The 13136-nt window shown below is 71.6% G+C and carries 17 protein-coding genes; 13 read left to right on the top strand and 4 right to left on the bottom strand.

Features of this window, described 5'->3' with window-relative positions; all coding sequences use genetic code 11:
* The first annotated feature begins 5 nt into the window (after window positions 1-5).
* The 3 genes from H976_RS0109005 to H976_RS0108995 are packed head-to-tail and all read left to right on the top strand — an operon-like array spanning window position 6 to window position 3134.
* A complete protein-coding gene (locus tag H976_RS0109005) occupies window positions 6-884 on the top strand; it encodes a MoxR family ATPase (RefSeq protein WP_027861264.1) in 879 nt (292 codons plus the stop codon).
* On the top strand, window positions 884-2002 hold the full coding sequence (locus H976_RS0109000) for a VWA domain-containing protein (RefSeq protein ID WP_027861263.1): 1119 nt from the start codon (window positions 884-886) through the stop codon (window positions 2000-2002). Before H976_RS0109005 ends, H976_RS0109000 begins: the two co-directional genes overlap by 1 nt.
* Window positions 1995-3134 carry an XdhC/CoxI family protein gene (locus H976_RS0108995; RefSeq protein ID WP_036225473.1) on the top strand — a complete coding sequence of 380 codons (1140 nt, stop codon included), beginning with the start codon at window positions 1995-1997 and terminating at the stop codon, window positions 3132-3134. Before H976_RS0109000 ends, H976_RS0108995 begins: the two co-directional genes overlap by 8 nt.
* A gap of 9 nt (window positions 3135-3143) precedes the next feature.
* Here the strand turns inward: H976_RS0108995 and H976_RS0108990 are convergent, their stop codons facing one another.
* A complete protein-coding gene (locus H976_RS0108990) occupies window positions 3144-3596 on the bottom strand; it encodes a helix-turn-helix domain-containing protein (RefSeq protein ID WP_027861261.1) in 453 nt (150 codons plus the stop codon).
* Window positions 3597-3684: 88 nt separating this feature from the next.
* Here H976_RS0108990 and H976_RS0108985 point away from each other — a divergent pair, with 88 nt between their 5' ends.
* Both H976_RS0108985 and H976_RS0108980 read left to right on the top strand, forming a co-directional pair.
* Window positions 3685-4068: a pyridoxamine 5'-phosphate oxidase family protein gene (locus tag H976_RS0108985; protein ID WP_027861260.1), complete on the top strand. Its 384-nt coding sequence runs from the start codon at window positions 3685-3687 to the stop codon at window positions 4066-4068.
* A 5-nt stretch (window positions 4069-4073) separates the two neighbouring features.
* Window positions 4074-4412 carry a hypothetical protein gene (locus H976_RS0108980; RefSeq protein WP_027861259.1) on the top strand — a complete coding sequence of 113 codons (339 nt, stop codon included), beginning with the start codon at window positions 4074-4076 and terminating at the stop codon, window positions 4410-4412.
* Window positions 4413-4416: 4 nt separating this feature from the next.
* Here H976_RS0108980 and H976_RS28675 read toward each other — a convergent pair whose 3' ends face one another.
* The gene (locus H976_RS28675) at window positions 4417-5337 is read right to left on the bottom strand and encodes an SRPBCC family protein (RefSeq protein WP_051276541.1); all 921 of its coding nucleotides are present in this window, start codon (window positions 5335-5337) and stop codon (window positions 4417-4419) included.
* 24 nt (window positions 5338-5361) lie between these two features.
* Window positions 5362-5700: a helix-turn-helix transcriptional regulator gene (locus H976_RS0108970; RefSeq protein WP_051276539.1), complete on the bottom strand. Its 339-nt coding sequence runs from the start codon at window positions 5698-5700 to the stop codon at window positions 5362-5364.
* Between the two features lie 104 nt (window positions 5701-5804).
* Here H976_RS0108970 and H976_RS0108965 point away from each other — a divergent pair, with 104 nt between their 5' ends.
* From H976_RS0108965 to H976_RS28670, 6 genes are read left to right on the top strand one after another with little or no spacing between them, the layout of a single operon-like run.
* On the top strand, window positions 5805-7049 hold the full coding sequence (locus tag H976_RS0108965; protein ID WP_027861257.1) for a histidine kinase: 1245 nt from the start codon (window positions 5805-5807) through the stop codon (window positions 7047-7049).
* Window positions 7050-7092: 43 nt separating this feature from the next.
* Complete coding sequence (gene dapE, locus H976_RS0108960) at window positions 7093-8157, top strand: succinyl-diaminopimelate desuccinylase (RefSeq protein ID WP_155918111.1); 1065 nt, start codon at window positions 7093-7095, stop codon at window positions 8155-8157.
* The gene (locus tag H976_RS0108955; RefSeq protein ID WP_036225471.1) at window positions 8154-8912 is read left to right on the top strand and encodes a TIGR00730 family Rossman fold protein; all 759 of its coding nucleotides are present in this window, start codon (window positions 8154-8156) and stop codon (window positions 8910-8912) included. Before dapE ends, H976_RS0108955 begins: the two co-directional genes overlap by 4 nt.
* Before the next feature lie 7 nt (window positions 8913-8919).
* Complete coding sequence (locus H976_RS0108950) at window positions 8920-9213, top strand: DivIVA domain-containing protein (protein ID WP_027861254.1); 294 nt, start codon at window positions 8920-8922, stop codon at window positions 9211-9213.
* 4 nt (window positions 9214-9217) lie between these two features.
* Window positions 9218-9634 carry a hypothetical protein gene (locus tag H976_RS0108945; protein ID WP_027861253.1) on the top strand — a complete coding sequence of 139 codons (417 nt, stop codon included), beginning with the start codon at window positions 9218-9220 and terminating at the stop codon, window positions 9632-9634.
* Window positions 9631-10377 (top strand): DUF2817 domain-containing protein, encoded by a 747-nt coding sequence (locus H976_RS28670; RefSeq protein ID WP_051276537.1) that lies wholly within the window; start codon window positions 9631-9633, stop codon window positions 10375-10377. Before H976_RS0108945 ends, H976_RS28670 begins: the two co-directional genes overlap by 4 nt.
* 12 nt (window positions 10378-10389) lie before the next feature.
* Here H976_RS28670 and H976_RS0108935 read toward each other — a convergent pair whose 3' ends face one another.
* Window positions 10390-11193 carry an enoyl-CoA hydratase/isomerase family protein gene (locus H976_RS0108935; protein ID WP_027861252.1) on the bottom strand — a complete coding sequence of 268 codons (804 nt, stop codon included), beginning with the start codon at window positions 11191-11193 and terminating at the stop codon, window positions 10390-10392.
* A 134-nt stretch (window positions 11194-11327) separates the two neighbouring features.
* Between H976_RS0108935 and H976_RS29465 the strand changes: the two genes are divergently transcribed.
* Both H976_RS29465 and H976_RS0108925 read left to right on the top strand, forming a co-directional pair.
* Window positions 11328-11495 carry a DUF3117 domain-containing protein gene (locus tag H976_RS29465; RefSeq protein WP_090967556.1) on the top strand — a complete coding sequence of 56 codons (168 nt, stop codon included), beginning with the start codon at window positions 11328-11330 and terminating at the stop codon, window positions 11493-11495.
* Between the two features lie 96 nt (window positions 11496-11591).
* Window positions 11592-13133, top strand: a complete 1542-nt coding sequence (locus tag H976_RS0108925) for a leucyl aminopeptidase (RefSeq protein ID WP_231388839.1) — start codon at window positions 11592-11594, stop codon at window positions 13131-13133.
* The last annotated feature ends 3 nt before the right edge of the window (window positions 13134-13136 follow it).

The following is a 13136-nucleotide window of genomic DNA, read 5'->3' as shown; positions in this document are numbered from 1 at the left end:
GGTGCATGGAGCTCACTTCGCCGGACGCGGTGGTGGCTGCCCTCGGGAGCACCGGCTACCTCGCCGACGACGACCTCGCCACGGTCGTCTACCTCGCGCACGGCATGCAGCGACCCCTGTTGCTCGAGGGCGAGCCCGGCACCGGCAAGACGGCGCTGGCCGAGGCCCTCGCAGCCGTCGCGGACGTCCCACTGATCCGGCTGCAGTGCTATGAGGGCATCGACGCCAGCCAGGCCCTCTACGACTGGGACTTCCCGCGCCAGATCCTGCACCTGCGCACGCTGGAGGCGGCCACCAAGGCCGGCGAGCTCGACCCCAACGAGGCCGAGAAGTCGCTGTTCGACGAGCGCTTCCTGCTGGCGCGGCCGGTGCTCCGGGCACTGCGGGAGTCGCCTGCCGTGCTGCTCGTGGACGAGGTCGACCGGGCCGACGACGAGTTCGAGGCGTTTCTGCTCGAGGTGCTGTCCGGCTGGTCGGTGAGCATCCCCGAGCTGGGCACGGTCACGGCCGGCACACCACCGACCGTCGTACTCACCTCCAACCGCACGCGCGAGCTGCACGACGCGCTCAAGCGCCGGTGCCTCTACCACTGGATCGACCACCCGGGCCTGGAGCGCGAGGTTGCGATCGTGCGCAGCCGCCTGCCCGAGGTGAGCCAGCGGCTGGCCGAGCAGGTGGTCGGGGTGGTGCAGCAGCTGCGCAGCGAGGAGCTGCTCAAGCCGCCGGGCGTCGCCGAGACGCTCGACTGGGCGCGCGCCCTGCACCGGCTCGGCGTCGAGGAGCTCGACCTGGAGACCGCCGCGCGCACGCTGGGTGCGGTGGTGAAGTACCGCGAGGACACCGACCGCGTGAAGCAGGCGCTCGACCGGATGATGGCCGGCTGATGGACACCGTCGCGCGTGCGCCCGACGAGATCCTGCTCGGGTTCACCCGCGCCCTCCGCTCGGCCGGGATGAACGTCACCCACGACCGGGCCACGAGCTTCCTCGAGGCGGCCGCCCTGGTGGGCGTGGGGGACGCGCGCAGCACCTACCGCGCCGGCCGGGCGACGCTGTGCTCCGGTCCGGACGACCTGGTCCGCTTCGAGCACGTCTTCGAGGCGTGGTTCGGGGCGCGCGAGCAGCTGCCGCGCACCGTGCCGCGCGAGCAGCCGCGCCAGGTCAACGCGCTGCTGCCGCTCGGGGACCCTGGCGAGACCGGTGGCGAGGCCAGCCCCGACGTCCTGCAGGTGGCGGCCAGTGACCGCGAGGTGCTCCAGCACCGCGACGTCGCCGCCCTGCGTCCCGACGAGAAGGCCCTGCTCGACGCGATGATCCGCGGACTGCGGCCCCGGCTGCCGAGGCGCCGCGCGCACCGGCGTACGGCCTGGCGCCGGGGCGAGATCGACGTCCACCGCACCCTGCGTACGACGCTGCGCCAGATGGGTGAGCCGGCCCGGGTCGAGCACCGTCGGCGCGGTACGACGGACCGGCGGGTCGTGCTCCTGGTCGACGTGTCGGCCTCGATGCGGCCCTATGCCGACGCCCTGCTGCGCCTCGCGCACCTCATGGTCTCGTCGGCCGGCGCACGCGGCCGGGTCGAGGCCTTCACGCTCGGCACCCGACTCACCCGGATCACGCTGCCGTTGCGCACCAGCGACGCCGACCGGGCCCTGGTCCGGGCCGGGGAGCAGGTGCCCGACTGGTCCGGCGGCACCCGGCTCGGGGAGACGCTGAAGGCGTTCCTGGACCGGTGGGGTGCCCGGGGAATGGCTCGCGGCGCCGTGGTCGTTGTCTTCAGTGACGGTTGGGAGCGCGGCGACGCCGCGGAGCTGGGAGAGCAGATGGAGCGGATGCAGCGACTCGCGCATCGCGTGGTGTGGGTGAACCCGCACCGCGGGAAGGCGGGCTACGAGCCCGTCCAGCGAGGGATCGCCGCCGCGCTGCCGCACTGCGACGAGCTCATCGCCGGGCACTCGCTGCGCTCGTTCGCCGAGGTCCTGGAGGTGGTCGGTCGTGCGTGAGGTCATCGAGGAGCTGATGCAGTGGTGGGAGGCCGGCGAGACCATCGGCGTCGGCACCGTCGTCGCCACCTTCCAGTCCGCGCCCCGCCCGGCGGGGGCCTCGATGCTCGTGGGACCGACCGGCGAGGCCGTCGGATCGGTGTCGGGCGGCTGCGTCGAGGGCGCTGTCTACGAGCTCAGCCAGTCGGTGGTGGAGTCGGGGGAGCCGGTGCTGCAGCGCTACGGCGTCTCCGACGACGACGCGTTCGCGGTCGGCCTCACCTGCGGCGGGATCCTGGACGTGTTCGTGGAGAAGGTGAGCCAGGAGACCTTCCCCGAGCTCGGTCAGGTCGCGGCCGACCTCGAGGCCGGTCGCCCGGTCGCGCTGGCCACGGTGATCGAGCATCCCGACCCGGAGTGGTTGGGTCGCCGGCTCGTCGTACGCCCCGAGGCGGTGAGTGGGTCGCTCGGCAGCGAGCGCGCCACCGCCGCCGTGACCGACGACGCGCTGGGGCTGCTCGCATCGGGCCACAACGCCACGCTCACCTACGGCCCCGACGGCGAACGTCGCGGGGAGGGGATGCGGGTCTTCGTGTGGGCGTTCGCGCCGGCGCCGCGGATGCTGGTCTTCGGCGCCATCGACTTCGCGGCGGCGGTCGCCCGGGTCGGTGACTTCCTCGGCTACCACGTGACGGTGTGCGACGCCCGTCCGGTCTTCGCCACCAACACGCGGTTCCCCCACGCCGACGAGGTCGTGGTCAGCTGGCCGCACAAGTACCTCAAGGCCGAGGTCGAGGCCGGCCGCATCGACCGGCGCACGGTGATCTGCGTGCTCACCCACGACCCCAAGTTCGACGTACCCGTGCTCGAGGTGGCGCTGCGGCTGCCCGAGGTCGCCTACATCGGCGCCATGGGCTCGCGACGCACCCACGAGGACCGCCTGAAGCGGCTGCTCGACGCCGGCCTCACCGACGACGAGGTCGCGCGCCTGTCCAGCCCGATCGGACTGGACCTCGGTGCCCGCACCCCCGAGGAGACCGCGGTCAGCATCGCGGCCGAGATCATCGCCGGCCGCTGGGGCGGCACCGGCGACCGACTGTCCGCCACCGACGGCCGCATCCACGAGCACACGGCCGCCCTGGACGGTCTCTGAGCGACGGGCTCAGGCGGCTGCGCCCGGCCCGGGAAGCACGTCGATGTCCGTGGCGTGCATGGGCTCGCCGCAGTTGGCGCAGGTCGGCTCGACCCGGCTGACCTCGCCGCAGGCGTGGTGGCGGTAGAGCACCGGGGGACCGGCGTCGCCGGCCAGCCACTTGTCGCCCCACCCGACCATCACCATCAGCACGTCGAACAGCTCGAGGCCTCGGGGGGTGAGGTGGTACTCGAAGCGGGGCCGGTTGTCGTAGGGGCGTCGTTCGAGCACGCCGTGCTCGACGAGATGGTTCAGCCGCTCGGTGAGCACCTTGCGCGAGATGCCGAGGTCCTGCTGGATCTGCTCGAAGCGGTTCATCCCGACGTACACGTCGCGGATGACCAGCGGTGACCAGGGTTCGCCGACCACGTCGAGGGTGCGGGCGATCGAGCACGCCATGTCACCGAAGTTCGTGCGTTGCATGGCGAGAGACTAGCACTTGGGGTTCCCTCAGGGAACTTTGAGTGCTACGGTTCCTGAGTCTCTTCAAGGAACTCCGAAAGGAACGCCGATGTCCCTCGACCCCGACCTGTGGAGCCATCTCGACGGCACCGCCATCGCCCACGTCGCCACCGTCCTCCCGGACGGCGGGCCGCACTCCGTGCCCGTCTGGGTCGGGACCCGCGGCGAGCACGTCGTGATCATGACCGGCCTCGGTTCGCAGAAGGCACGCAACCTGCGTGGTGACGCCCGACTGGCGATCTCGCTGACGCCACCGGACAACCCCTTCGCTCCCGTCATCCTCCGCGGCCGGGTCGTCGAGTGGCTCGACGGCGACGAGGGCTGGCGGGCCGTCGACGAGCTCGCGCACAAGTACATCGGCGCCCCCTACAGCCGCGAGCTGGACCGCGTGGTGGCCCTGATCGAGGTCGACCACCACCAGATCGGGATGTGAACGAGATGAGTGCGGAGGTGACGGACGAGCAGATCCAGGCCCTGGCTGCGACCGCCAGGCCCTACAGCCTGGCGCAGCTCCGCTGGGGGCCGAAGCGCCACCAGGACGGGGCCGATGCGATCGAGCTCGAGCACCAGCGCCGGATGGTGTCCCTGCGGGCCGACGGGGTGATCGCGATCCTCTGCCCCGTCGTCTCCGAGAACCTGGCTGGGGTGGCCATCCTGACCGAGCCTCCCGAGCAGGCCGAGCAGACGATGGCCGCCGACCCCTGCGTGCGGGCCGGGATGATGACCTGCGAGGTGCTGCCGTGCCTCGGCTTCCCGGGTGACTCCCTGCCGGGGTGAGCCGCTAGGGGCCGACGGCGAGGTCCTCCGCGACGTGCTCGCGGTCCTCGTCGTCGGCGATCGGCACCGCCTTGGCCGCGGCCCACGAGCGGGCGGCCTCCTCGTCGCGGCCGAGGGCCTTGAGGGCGCGGGCGGTCGCCTCGTGGGCGTAGGCGAGGTCGAAGTCCGCCAGGTCGTGCTCCTCACAGGTGGCCAGGCAGCGACCCGCGTGGTGCAGGGCGGTGTCCGGGTGGCCGGCGAGCAGGTGCACCTTGGCCAGCAGCCAGTCCGCACGGGCCGAGTTGCCGGGCCTGCGGCCGGCGGCGCGGTCCCAGTGGTACGCCGCGGCGTAGGCGCGACGCAGCATGTCCTCGGCCTCGTCGGGACTGCGCTCGGACCTCCCGATCAGCTCCCACGTCGAGTTGTTGGCCTCGACGGCCTGGAACCGGTGCCACTCGGCGTCCGGTTCCCGATCGCGCCAGGACACCGGCTCGGCGTCCTCGTCGGCCGCCGGCAACGGCCGCCCGGTCTCGAGCAGGCTCTTCAGGCTGTCCAGGACCCACACCCAGCCGTGCTCGACGTTGGCCCAGGTCTTGGGACTCTGTGCGAGGTCACCGTGGACCAGCCGCAGCCTGGTCAGTCCCTCGCCGGCAGGCTCCACGTGCCACTCGACCCGGCTGACCGGCTCGGCGGTCAGCCCGGCGTCGTACAACGTGTGCCAGGTGTGCACCAGCCGATGCGGCGGGTCGAGGACCTCGACGGTGCCGTCAACAGCGGGTGAGCCGTCGGGCAGCGAGGTCCGGAACGGCTCGCCCTGGACCGGCGGGCGGTCGAAGGCGGTGCCGTGGAAGTACTGCCGGGTGAAGGCCGGGTCGAGGAGTGCCTCCCAGACCTGTTCGGGGGTGGCGCGGATGTAGATCTCGTACTGGTGGCGGGCCGCGGGCATGGCGGGTCCTCTCGATGGCGTGGGTCAGGCACCCGACTCGAGGCCGGTGCGGAGCCCGACCATCGCGCGGGTGAAGGGGGCGGCGTACTTGCTGATCCAGCGGTCGGCGACCAGCCCGATCGGCACCGGGTTGAGGTAGTGCAGCTTGGTGCGGCCCTCGCGTCGTGAGGTGACCAGCCCGGCCTGTTCGAGCACTCCGACGTGCTTCATCACCCCGAACCTGGTCATCTCGGGGACCTCGGCACACAGCTGGCCGGCGCTCCGGCCGTCCTCGGCGAACAGGGCGTCGAGGAGCCGCCGACGGGTCGGGTCAGCCAGGGCGCGGAAGACCGCGCCCATCTCGTCGGTCTCGCTGGCTGCCATGTTCTGCAGAATAGGTGACCATCTGGTCACATGTCCAGAGCCGAGACCGCTGACGCACTGCCCAGTGCGGGGCTACCGTGGCGGCAGTCACACCAGGAGACCCGATGACCACTTCGCACAACCAGCTGCAGAGCAAGCGGCTCGAGGCGGTGCGCGCGTGGATGAACTTCGTCGAGCACGGCGACCTGGCCGAGGGGCTGGTGCGTCCCGAGATCCTGCGGTCGTGGGAGCGCTCGGCCCCTGCCGTCGGCATCGACGTGCGCGAGGCGCCGCTGGCCGACGAGTCCGACACCCAGTCGTTCTGGCAGGGGTCGCCCCTCCAGGTGGCGGTCGAGCGGGTCGAGCAGGAGCTGCGTCGTACGGCGGAGGACGGCGACCTGGTCGTGGCCGTGACCGACGCGCAGACCCGCATCCTCTGGACGTACGGCGGACGCGTGATGCGCCGCAAGGCCGAGACCGTGAACTTCGTGGCCGGTGGGCGATGGGACGACACCAGCGTCGGCACCAACGCCCTCGACCTGGCCACCCGCAACGACGCGCCCTCGATGGTGTTCAGTGCCGAGCACTACGCCGAGATCGTGCACAACTGGGTCTGCTGGGCGGCGCCCGTGCACGACCCGGTCAGTGGCGAGCAGCTCGGCGTCATCGACCTCTCCACCACCTGGGACCGCACCCACCCGATCGGCCTGGCCACCGCGCGGGTGATGGCCCGGCTGATCGAGACCGCGATGCCGGCCTCGCGCCAGCATCCCGGCCTGAGCGGCGACGACGAGGAGGACGTGGTCCCCGGCCTCGACCTGAGCCTCCTCGGCGCGGCCGAGGCCCGGCTCGACGGCAAGCGGCTGCTGCTCAACCGTCGCCAGACCGAGATCCTCGCGCTGCTGGCGATGAACCCGACCGGACTCTCGCTCGAGCAGCTGCACGCGTTGCTCTACGGCGACCAGGCCGTCACCTTCTCCACCCTCAAGGCCGAGGTCTCCCACCTCCGCAGCGCGCTCGACGGGCAGCTCGCCTCGCGGCCCTACCGGCTGATGATGCCGGTGACGACCGACGTCAACCTGGTGCTCCGGCTGCTCCGCAGCGGCCAGGTGCGTGCGGCCGTCGCGGCCTACGGCGGCGACCTGATGCCCGGCACCGAGTCTCCCGCGTTGAGCGAGCTGGCCGACTTCGTGGCGGTCGCCGTTCGCGAAGCCCTGCTGGCCGACCCGCAGCCGCCGGCGGTGGCTCGCTACACCGAGCTGGCGCCCTACGACACCGAGGTGATCGAGGTCTGCCTCGCCGTGATGGGCAACAGCCCGCACCCGACCAAGGCGCTGCTCAAGGGCCGCCTCGCCGCCGCCCGCCGCTGACGCGCGGTCGGGCAGCGGGCGACAGGGTGACAAGATTGCCGGCATGTCACTGGACCTCAGCACCGACGTGGTCGCGCTGACCGAGGCCGTCGTGGACATCGAGTCGGTGAGCCGCAACGAGCAGGAGCTGGCCGACGCGATCGAGGAGGCTCTGAGGGGCGTACCCCACCTCGAGGTGACCCGCATCGGTCACTCGCTGGTCGCCCGCACCGACCTCGGGCGCGACGAGCGCGTGGTGATCGCCGGGCACATCGACACCGTGCCGCTGGCCCGCAACCTCCCGGTCCGCAACGACGGCACCCACCTGCACGGCCTCGGCACCTGCGACATGAAGGGCGGTGTCGCCGTCGCGCTCCGCCTGGCCCGGGAGGTCGCCGAGCCCAACCGGGACCTCACCTTCGTCTTCTACGAGGCCGAGGAGATCGACGACGTCTTCAACGGCCTCGGCATCATCGCTGCGCAGCGTCCGGAGCTGATCGAGGGCGACTTCGCGATCCTGATGGAGCCCAGCGACGCGGTCGTCGAGGCCGGCTGCCAGGGCACGCTGCGCGTCGAGGTCACCACCCGCGGCGAGCGCGCACACTCGGCTCGTTCGTGGCGGGGGTCCAACGCCATCCACCACGCCGGCGAGGTGCTCCGCCGCCTCGAGGCCTACGACGCCCGCAAGCCGGTCATCGACGGGCTGGAGTACCACGAGGGACTCAACGCCGTCTGGATCACCGGCGGTGTCGCCACCAACGTGCTCCCCGACGAGTGCGTCGTGACGGTGAACTACCGCTACGCGCCCGACCGCTCGGAGAGCGAGGCGCTCGCCTTCGTCAAGGAGTTCTTCGACGGCTACGACCTCGTGGTCACCGACTCCGCTCCCGGGGCGCTGCCGGGTCTCGGCGTACCCGCCGCCCAGGCGTTCGTCGAGGCCGTCGGCGGCACGGTCAACCCGAAGTTCGGCTGGACCGACGTCGCCCGCTTCACCGCCCTGGGCATCCCGGCCGTGAACTACGGGCCCGGCGACCCGATGCTCGCGCACAAGCAGGAGGAGCTCGTGCCCATCGACCAGCTGCACACCTGCGAGCAGACGCTGCGCCGCTGGCTGGGGGCTGAGGTATGAGGGAGGACGGCCGTACGCCGAAGGCCGGACGCCGCGAGAAGCACAAGGGCCCGACCATCCTCCGCGGCGCGCAGGTCGACCTCTCCACCACCGACCAACGGCTGCTGGACTCGCGCGGCCCCACCGACTGGGTGCACGCCGATCCGTGGCGCGTGCTCAGGATCCAGTCCGAGTTCGTCGAGGGATTCGGTGCGCTGGCCGAGCTCGGCCCGGCGATCGGTGTCTTCGGCTCGGCCCGCACCCACCAGGACGACCCCTACTACGCCAAGGGTGAGGAGCTCGGCCGGCGCATCGTCGAGGCCGGCTTCGCCGTCATCACCGGTGGGGGTCCGGGCGCGATGGAGGCAGCCAACAAGGGTGCCTCGGAGGCCGGCGGCGTCAGCGTGGGCCTCGGCATCGAGCTGCCGTTCGAGATCGGCCTGAACGAGTGGGTCGACGTCGGGGTCAACTTCCGCTACTTCTTCGCCCGCAAGACGATGTTCGTGAAGTACTCCCGCGGGTTCGTCGTGCTGCCCGGCGGTCTCGGCACGCTCGACGAGCTGTTCGAGGCGCTCACCCTCGTGCAGACCCAGAAGGTCACCTCGTTCCCGGTGGTGCTGATCGGCACGGAGTACTGGTCCGGGCTGCTCGGCTGGCTGCGCGACACCGTGCTCGCTGACGGCAAGCTCTCTGAGGCCGACCTCGACATGCTGGTGGTCACCGACGACGTCGAGCAGGCCGTCGCCATGGTGGTCGAGGGGGTCAAGGAGCGGTGAGCCGTCCATGACGTGGTTCTTCGCGGTGCTGATCGTGCTCGCCATGGGGGCGGTGGCGGTGGTCGCCTCCGGCCGGGGCGCGTCCCTCGGCACGGCGTACGACGACCGCGCCGACGTCCGCCTGCCCGTGGACCGGCCGATCACTGGCAACGACCTGCGCGGGCTGCGGTTCAACACCGCCGTCCGGGGCTACCGGGCCAGCGAGGTGGATGCCTTGATCGACCTGCTGGCCGCCCAGCTGGACGACGAAGGTGACGAAATGGACGGCCCCGGCGGAACGGTGCCCGATACGCCACAATGACCCGGTGTCTGCGAACGTCGTCTCCGCCATTCTGCTGGTCCTGGCGGTCGTGCTGGTCGTCCTGACCCGGCTGCGACTGGCCCGGTCCGACGAGCCCGGCGCCGGCCGGCTGGACATCCCCGTGGGCCTGGTGAACGCCCACACGGCGCTCGGCACGCTGGCCATCCTGCTGTGGGGTTCCTACCTGGTCTTCGAGACCGACTGGGTGGTCGGCTTCCTGGGCCTGCTGCTGTGGTGGGGTGTCACGGTGGTCGGGCTGCTCATCCTGCTGCGCTGGTTGCCGGCGAAGGGCAAGCACGCGTCGGAGGGTGCCAGCGACGCCTGGACGGAGGGGCCGTGGCTCTCGATGGTCGGACACCTGGGCGCGCTCGTCGGAGCGATCGTCTGGACGGCGTACTTCAGCATGGACAAGCTCACGTGAGCCGGCGCCTCCTGGCCCTGCTGCTGCCGTGCCTCCTCCTGGCAGCGGCCGCCCCGGTCGCCACCCAGCCAGCTCAGGCAGCCAGTGCGCGGCCCGCGGTCGTCGAGGTGCGCACCATCGGCCACACGGTGCAGAACCGGCCGATCTACGCGTGGCGCCTCGGGCAGCCGACCTCGAAGCGCAAGGTGGTCGTCTTCGCGGGGATGCACGGCGACGAGAACGGACCCTCCCGGATCCTCTACAACCTGCGTGACGGCAGGGCGATCACGGGCGCCGACGTCTGGGTGGTGCCGCACTACAACCCCGACGGCACGGCCCGGCACAGCCGCCAGAACGCGCACGGCGTCGACCTCAACCGCAACTACCCCTACCACTGGAAGCGGCTGACCGGTGCCACCAGCTCCGGGCCGCGACCGGCCTCCGAGCCCGAGACCAGGGCGATCATGGCGTTCCTGCGTCAGGTCCGTCCGGCCTACGTCGTCAGCTTCCACCAGCCGCTTCGCGGCGTCGGTCGCACCGTCCACCGCGGAGCGGCGTTCGTACGCCGGCTGCACCGCGGGCTGCACCTGCCGGTGAAGTCGTTCAACTGCGACGGGGTCTGCCACGGCACCATGACGGAGTGGTACAACGCGCACTTCGGTGGCGTGGCCGTCACCGTCGAGTACGGCCGCGGAGTGAGCGCGAAGCAGGCGCGCCAGACCGGTCCGACCGGCCTGCTGCGTGCCGTCGGCGCCCGTCGCTGAGCTCGTGCCGAGTCAGCGCCCCCGGTAGACCGGCTTCTCCTTCTTCACGAACGCGTCGACCGCGTTGCGGTGGTCCTCGGTGCTGCCGGTCAGCGTCATCATCGATCCCTCGAAGGCCAGTGACTCCGCGAAGTCGTGCGAGGCGGAGAACTCCACCGAGCGGCGGATGGCGCCGTAGGACACCGTCGGGCCGTCCGCCAGTCGGCGGGCAAGCGTCGCGACCTCGCCCTCGAGCTCCTCGGCCGGGACCACGGTGGTGGCCAGCCCGAGCTCGAGCGACTCCGCCGAGCCGAGCGTGCGCGGGAAGTACAGCAGCTCCAGGGCCTTGGCTCGGCCGACGATGCGGGGCAGGGTCCACGACGAGCCGGTGTCGCAGGAGAGGGCGACGCCGGTGAAGGCGAGGTTGAACCCGGCCGTCTCGGCGAGCACGCGGAAGTCGCAGGCGAAGGCGAGGCTCGCGCCGGCGCCGGCAGCGACGCCGTTGACGGCAGCCACCACCGGCTTGGGCATGGTGGCGAGCGCGGTCACGATCGGGTTGTAGTGCTCCTCGACGGTGCGGAACAACGACTCCGCATCGGAGCTCTCCAGGATCGTGATGTGTTCCTTGAGGTCCTGTCCCACGCAGAACGCGCGTCCGCTGCCGGTCAGCACCAGGCACCGCACGTCGTCGTCCTCCGCGGCCCGGCGTACGGCGTCCAGCAGGGCCTCCTTGGTCGCGACGTCGAGGCCGTTCATCGCGTCGGGACGGTTCAGCGTGATCGTCGCGACGCCTTCGTTCACGTCGTAGCGGACGGTCCCGGGCGTGGGTTCGGTCATCAGGTCTCCTCCTCGGTTTGGCCCGAGTCTGTCGCACGCGGGCGGACGGCTGGTCAGGCGACCTTCGGCGATGAGGAATAATGGACGAAGTTGGGCGCGTCCTGCGCACGAATTACATGGGAAGAGGTGTGCACATGGCGGCCATGAAGCCGCGGACGGGCGACGGCCCGCTCGAGGTCACCAAGGAGGGTCGCGGCATCGTGATGAGGGTCCCCCTCGAAGGCGGTGGCCGACTGGTGGTCGAGCTCAACGCCGACGAGGCAACCGCCCTCGGCGACGCCCTCAAGGACGTGGTCGGCTGAGGCCGATCCCCCGACCTTCCCAGAGCGTTTCGATACCGAATCGAGGCCCCCGCACTCCCGAGTGGAGCGCGGGGGCCTTCGGTTATCGTCTGGGGCGTGTCGCTCCAGCAGCAGGTCTCGCCGCCCGAGTTCGCCCTCAGTGACGTTGCGCCGTCGCGCCTCGTCGGGGTGGGCATCGTCGCGGTCCCCGTCCTCACCGGCGAGGACGGCCCGCTGCTCGGTCCCGGCGCCGCCGAGCTCGCTGAGGACCTCGGCATCGACCTGACCCAGGTCTTGGAGGCTGCCGAGGCGACCGGTGAGACCGGTGAGGTGACCGAGCTGCCCGTCGTGGGCACCTCCGACCTGGCCAACTCCGCTCTCTCGCGCGTGCTGATGATCGGCGTCGGTGCGGGCACTCCCACCGACCTCCGGAGAGCCGGAGCCACCCTGGCCCGTCGTACGACGAACGCGGACGCGGTCGCCTCCTCGCTCTCCGCTGTCGGCGACGACGACGTGCTGGCGGCCTTCGTCGAAGGCGCCACCCTGGGCTCCTTCGGCTTCTCGATGCGCAAGGACGGTCCGCGCGACCGCCCGGTCGGTCGCATCGCGATCGCCCTGACCGCCAACGACGAGGAACGTGCCGCGTGGCTCAGGAGGGCCGTGGCGACGTCCGGTGCCAGCTGGCAGTCCCGGCTGCTCGCCAGCGTCCCCTCCAACATCAAGACACCGGCCTGGCTGGCCGAGCAGGCCGTCACGGCGGCCGAGGCCGCCGGCCTGAAGACCACGGTCCTCGACGAGAAGCAGCTGGCCGAGCGCGGCTTCGGCGGCGTCGTCGGCGTCGGCCAGGGTGCGGCAGCGCCGCCGCGGTTCGTGCAGATCGACTACAAGCCCGAGAAGGGCGCCCGCAAGGCCAAGCACGTGGTGCTGGTCGGCAAGGGCATCACCTTCGACAGCGGCGGCCTGTCCATCAAGCCCGGCCAGTCGATGGTGACCATGAAGCGCGACATGACCGGTGCTGCCGTGGTGGCCGCGGTGATGGCGGCGTTGCCGGACGTCGACTGCCCGCTGCGGGTCACCGGCCTGCTGCCGATCGCCGAGAACTCCGTCAGCGGCACCTCGATGCGGCCGGGCGACGTGATCACGCAGTACGGCGGCCGCACCACCGAGGTGACCAACACCGACGCCGAGGGCAGGCTCGTGCTCGCCGACGGTCTGGCGTACGCCGTGGACAAGCTCGACCCCGACGTCCTCGTCGACATCGCCACCCTCACCGGAGCGATGAAGGTGGCCCTGGGCCAGCACACCGGCGGCCTGTTCGCCAACGACGACGCCCTCGCGGCGCACCTCGACGAGTCCGGCGCCCGCGCCGGCGAGAGGGTGTGGCGGATGCCGCTGAGCGAGGAGTACGAAGGCAAGCTCGCCTCCAAGGTGGCCGACTCCGACAACGCTCCCGGTGGACCCGGTGCCATCACGGCGGCCCTGTTCCTCCAGCACTTCAACGGTGGACTGCCGTGGGCGCACCTCGACATCGCCTCCGTGGGGGACGCGCCCCAGGACTACTTCGAGTGGACCGAGGGCCCCACCGGGTTCGGCGCCCGGTTGCTCCTCGACTGGCTCGGCCAGGCCGAGCCGCTGGCCGGCGTGGGCCGCGCCGACTGAAGG

The organism is Marmoricola sp. URHB0036 (assembly GCF_000426045.1).
Classification (GTDB): Bacteria; Actinomycetota; Actinomycetes; order Propionibacteriales; family Nocardioidaceae; genus Marmoricola.
The sequence above is the reverse complement of the archived record's forward strand: the minus strand, read 5'-3'. Positions and strand labels throughout refer to the sequence as shown.

Coding starts and splice junctions, on each gene's coding strand:
- H976_RS0108950 (WP_027861254.1), top strand. CDS start 8,920: ATGACGTGGTTCTTCGCGGTGCTGATCGTGCTCGCCATGGGGGCGGTG.
- H976_RS0109005 (WP_027861264.1), top strand. CDS start 6: ATGGAGCTCACTTCGCCGGACGCGGTGGTGGCTGCCCTCGGGAGCACC.
- H976_RS0108935 (WP_027861252.1), bottom strand. CDS start 11,193: ATGACCGAACCCACGCCCGGGACCGTCCGCTACGACGTGAACGAAGGC.
- H976_RS0108955 (WP_036225471.1), top strand. CDS start 8,154: ATGAGGGAGGACGGCCGTACGCCGAAGGCCGGACGCCGCGAGAAGCAC.
- H976_RS0109000 (WP_027861263.1), top strand. CDS start 884: ATGGACACCGTCGCGCGTGCGCCCGACGAGATCCTGCTCGGGTTCACC.
- H976_RS29465 (WP_090967556.1), top strand. CDS start 11,328: ATGGCGGCCATGAAGCCGCGGACGGGCGACGGCCCGCTCGAGGTCACC.
- H976_RS0108980 (WP_027861259.1), top strand. CDS start 4,074: ATGAGTGCGGAGGTGACGGACGAGCAGATCCAGGCCCTGGCTGCGACC.
- dapE (WP_155918111.1), top strand. CDS start 7,093: ATGTCACTGGACCTCAGCACCGACGTGGTCGCGCTGACCGAGGCCGTC.
- H976_RS0108990 (WP_027861261.1), bottom strand. CDS start 3,596: ATGCAACGCACGAACTTCGGTGACATGGCGTGCTCGATCGCCCGCACC.
- H976_RS0108965 (WP_027861257.1), top strand. CDS start 5,805: ATGACCACTTCGCACAACCAGCTGCAGAGCAAGCGGCTCGAGGCGGTG.
- H976_RS0108970 (WP_051276539.1), bottom strand. CDS start 5,700: ATGGCAGCCAGCGAGACCGACGAGATGGGCGCGGTCTTCCGCGCCCTG.
- H976_RS0108985 (WP_027861260.1), top strand. CDS start 3,685: ATGTCCCTCGACCCCGACCTGTGGAGCCATCTCGACGGCACCGCCATC.
- H976_RS28675 (WP_051276541.1), bottom strand. CDS start 5,337: ATGCCCGCGGCCCGCCACCAGTACGAGATCTACATCCGCGCCACCCCC.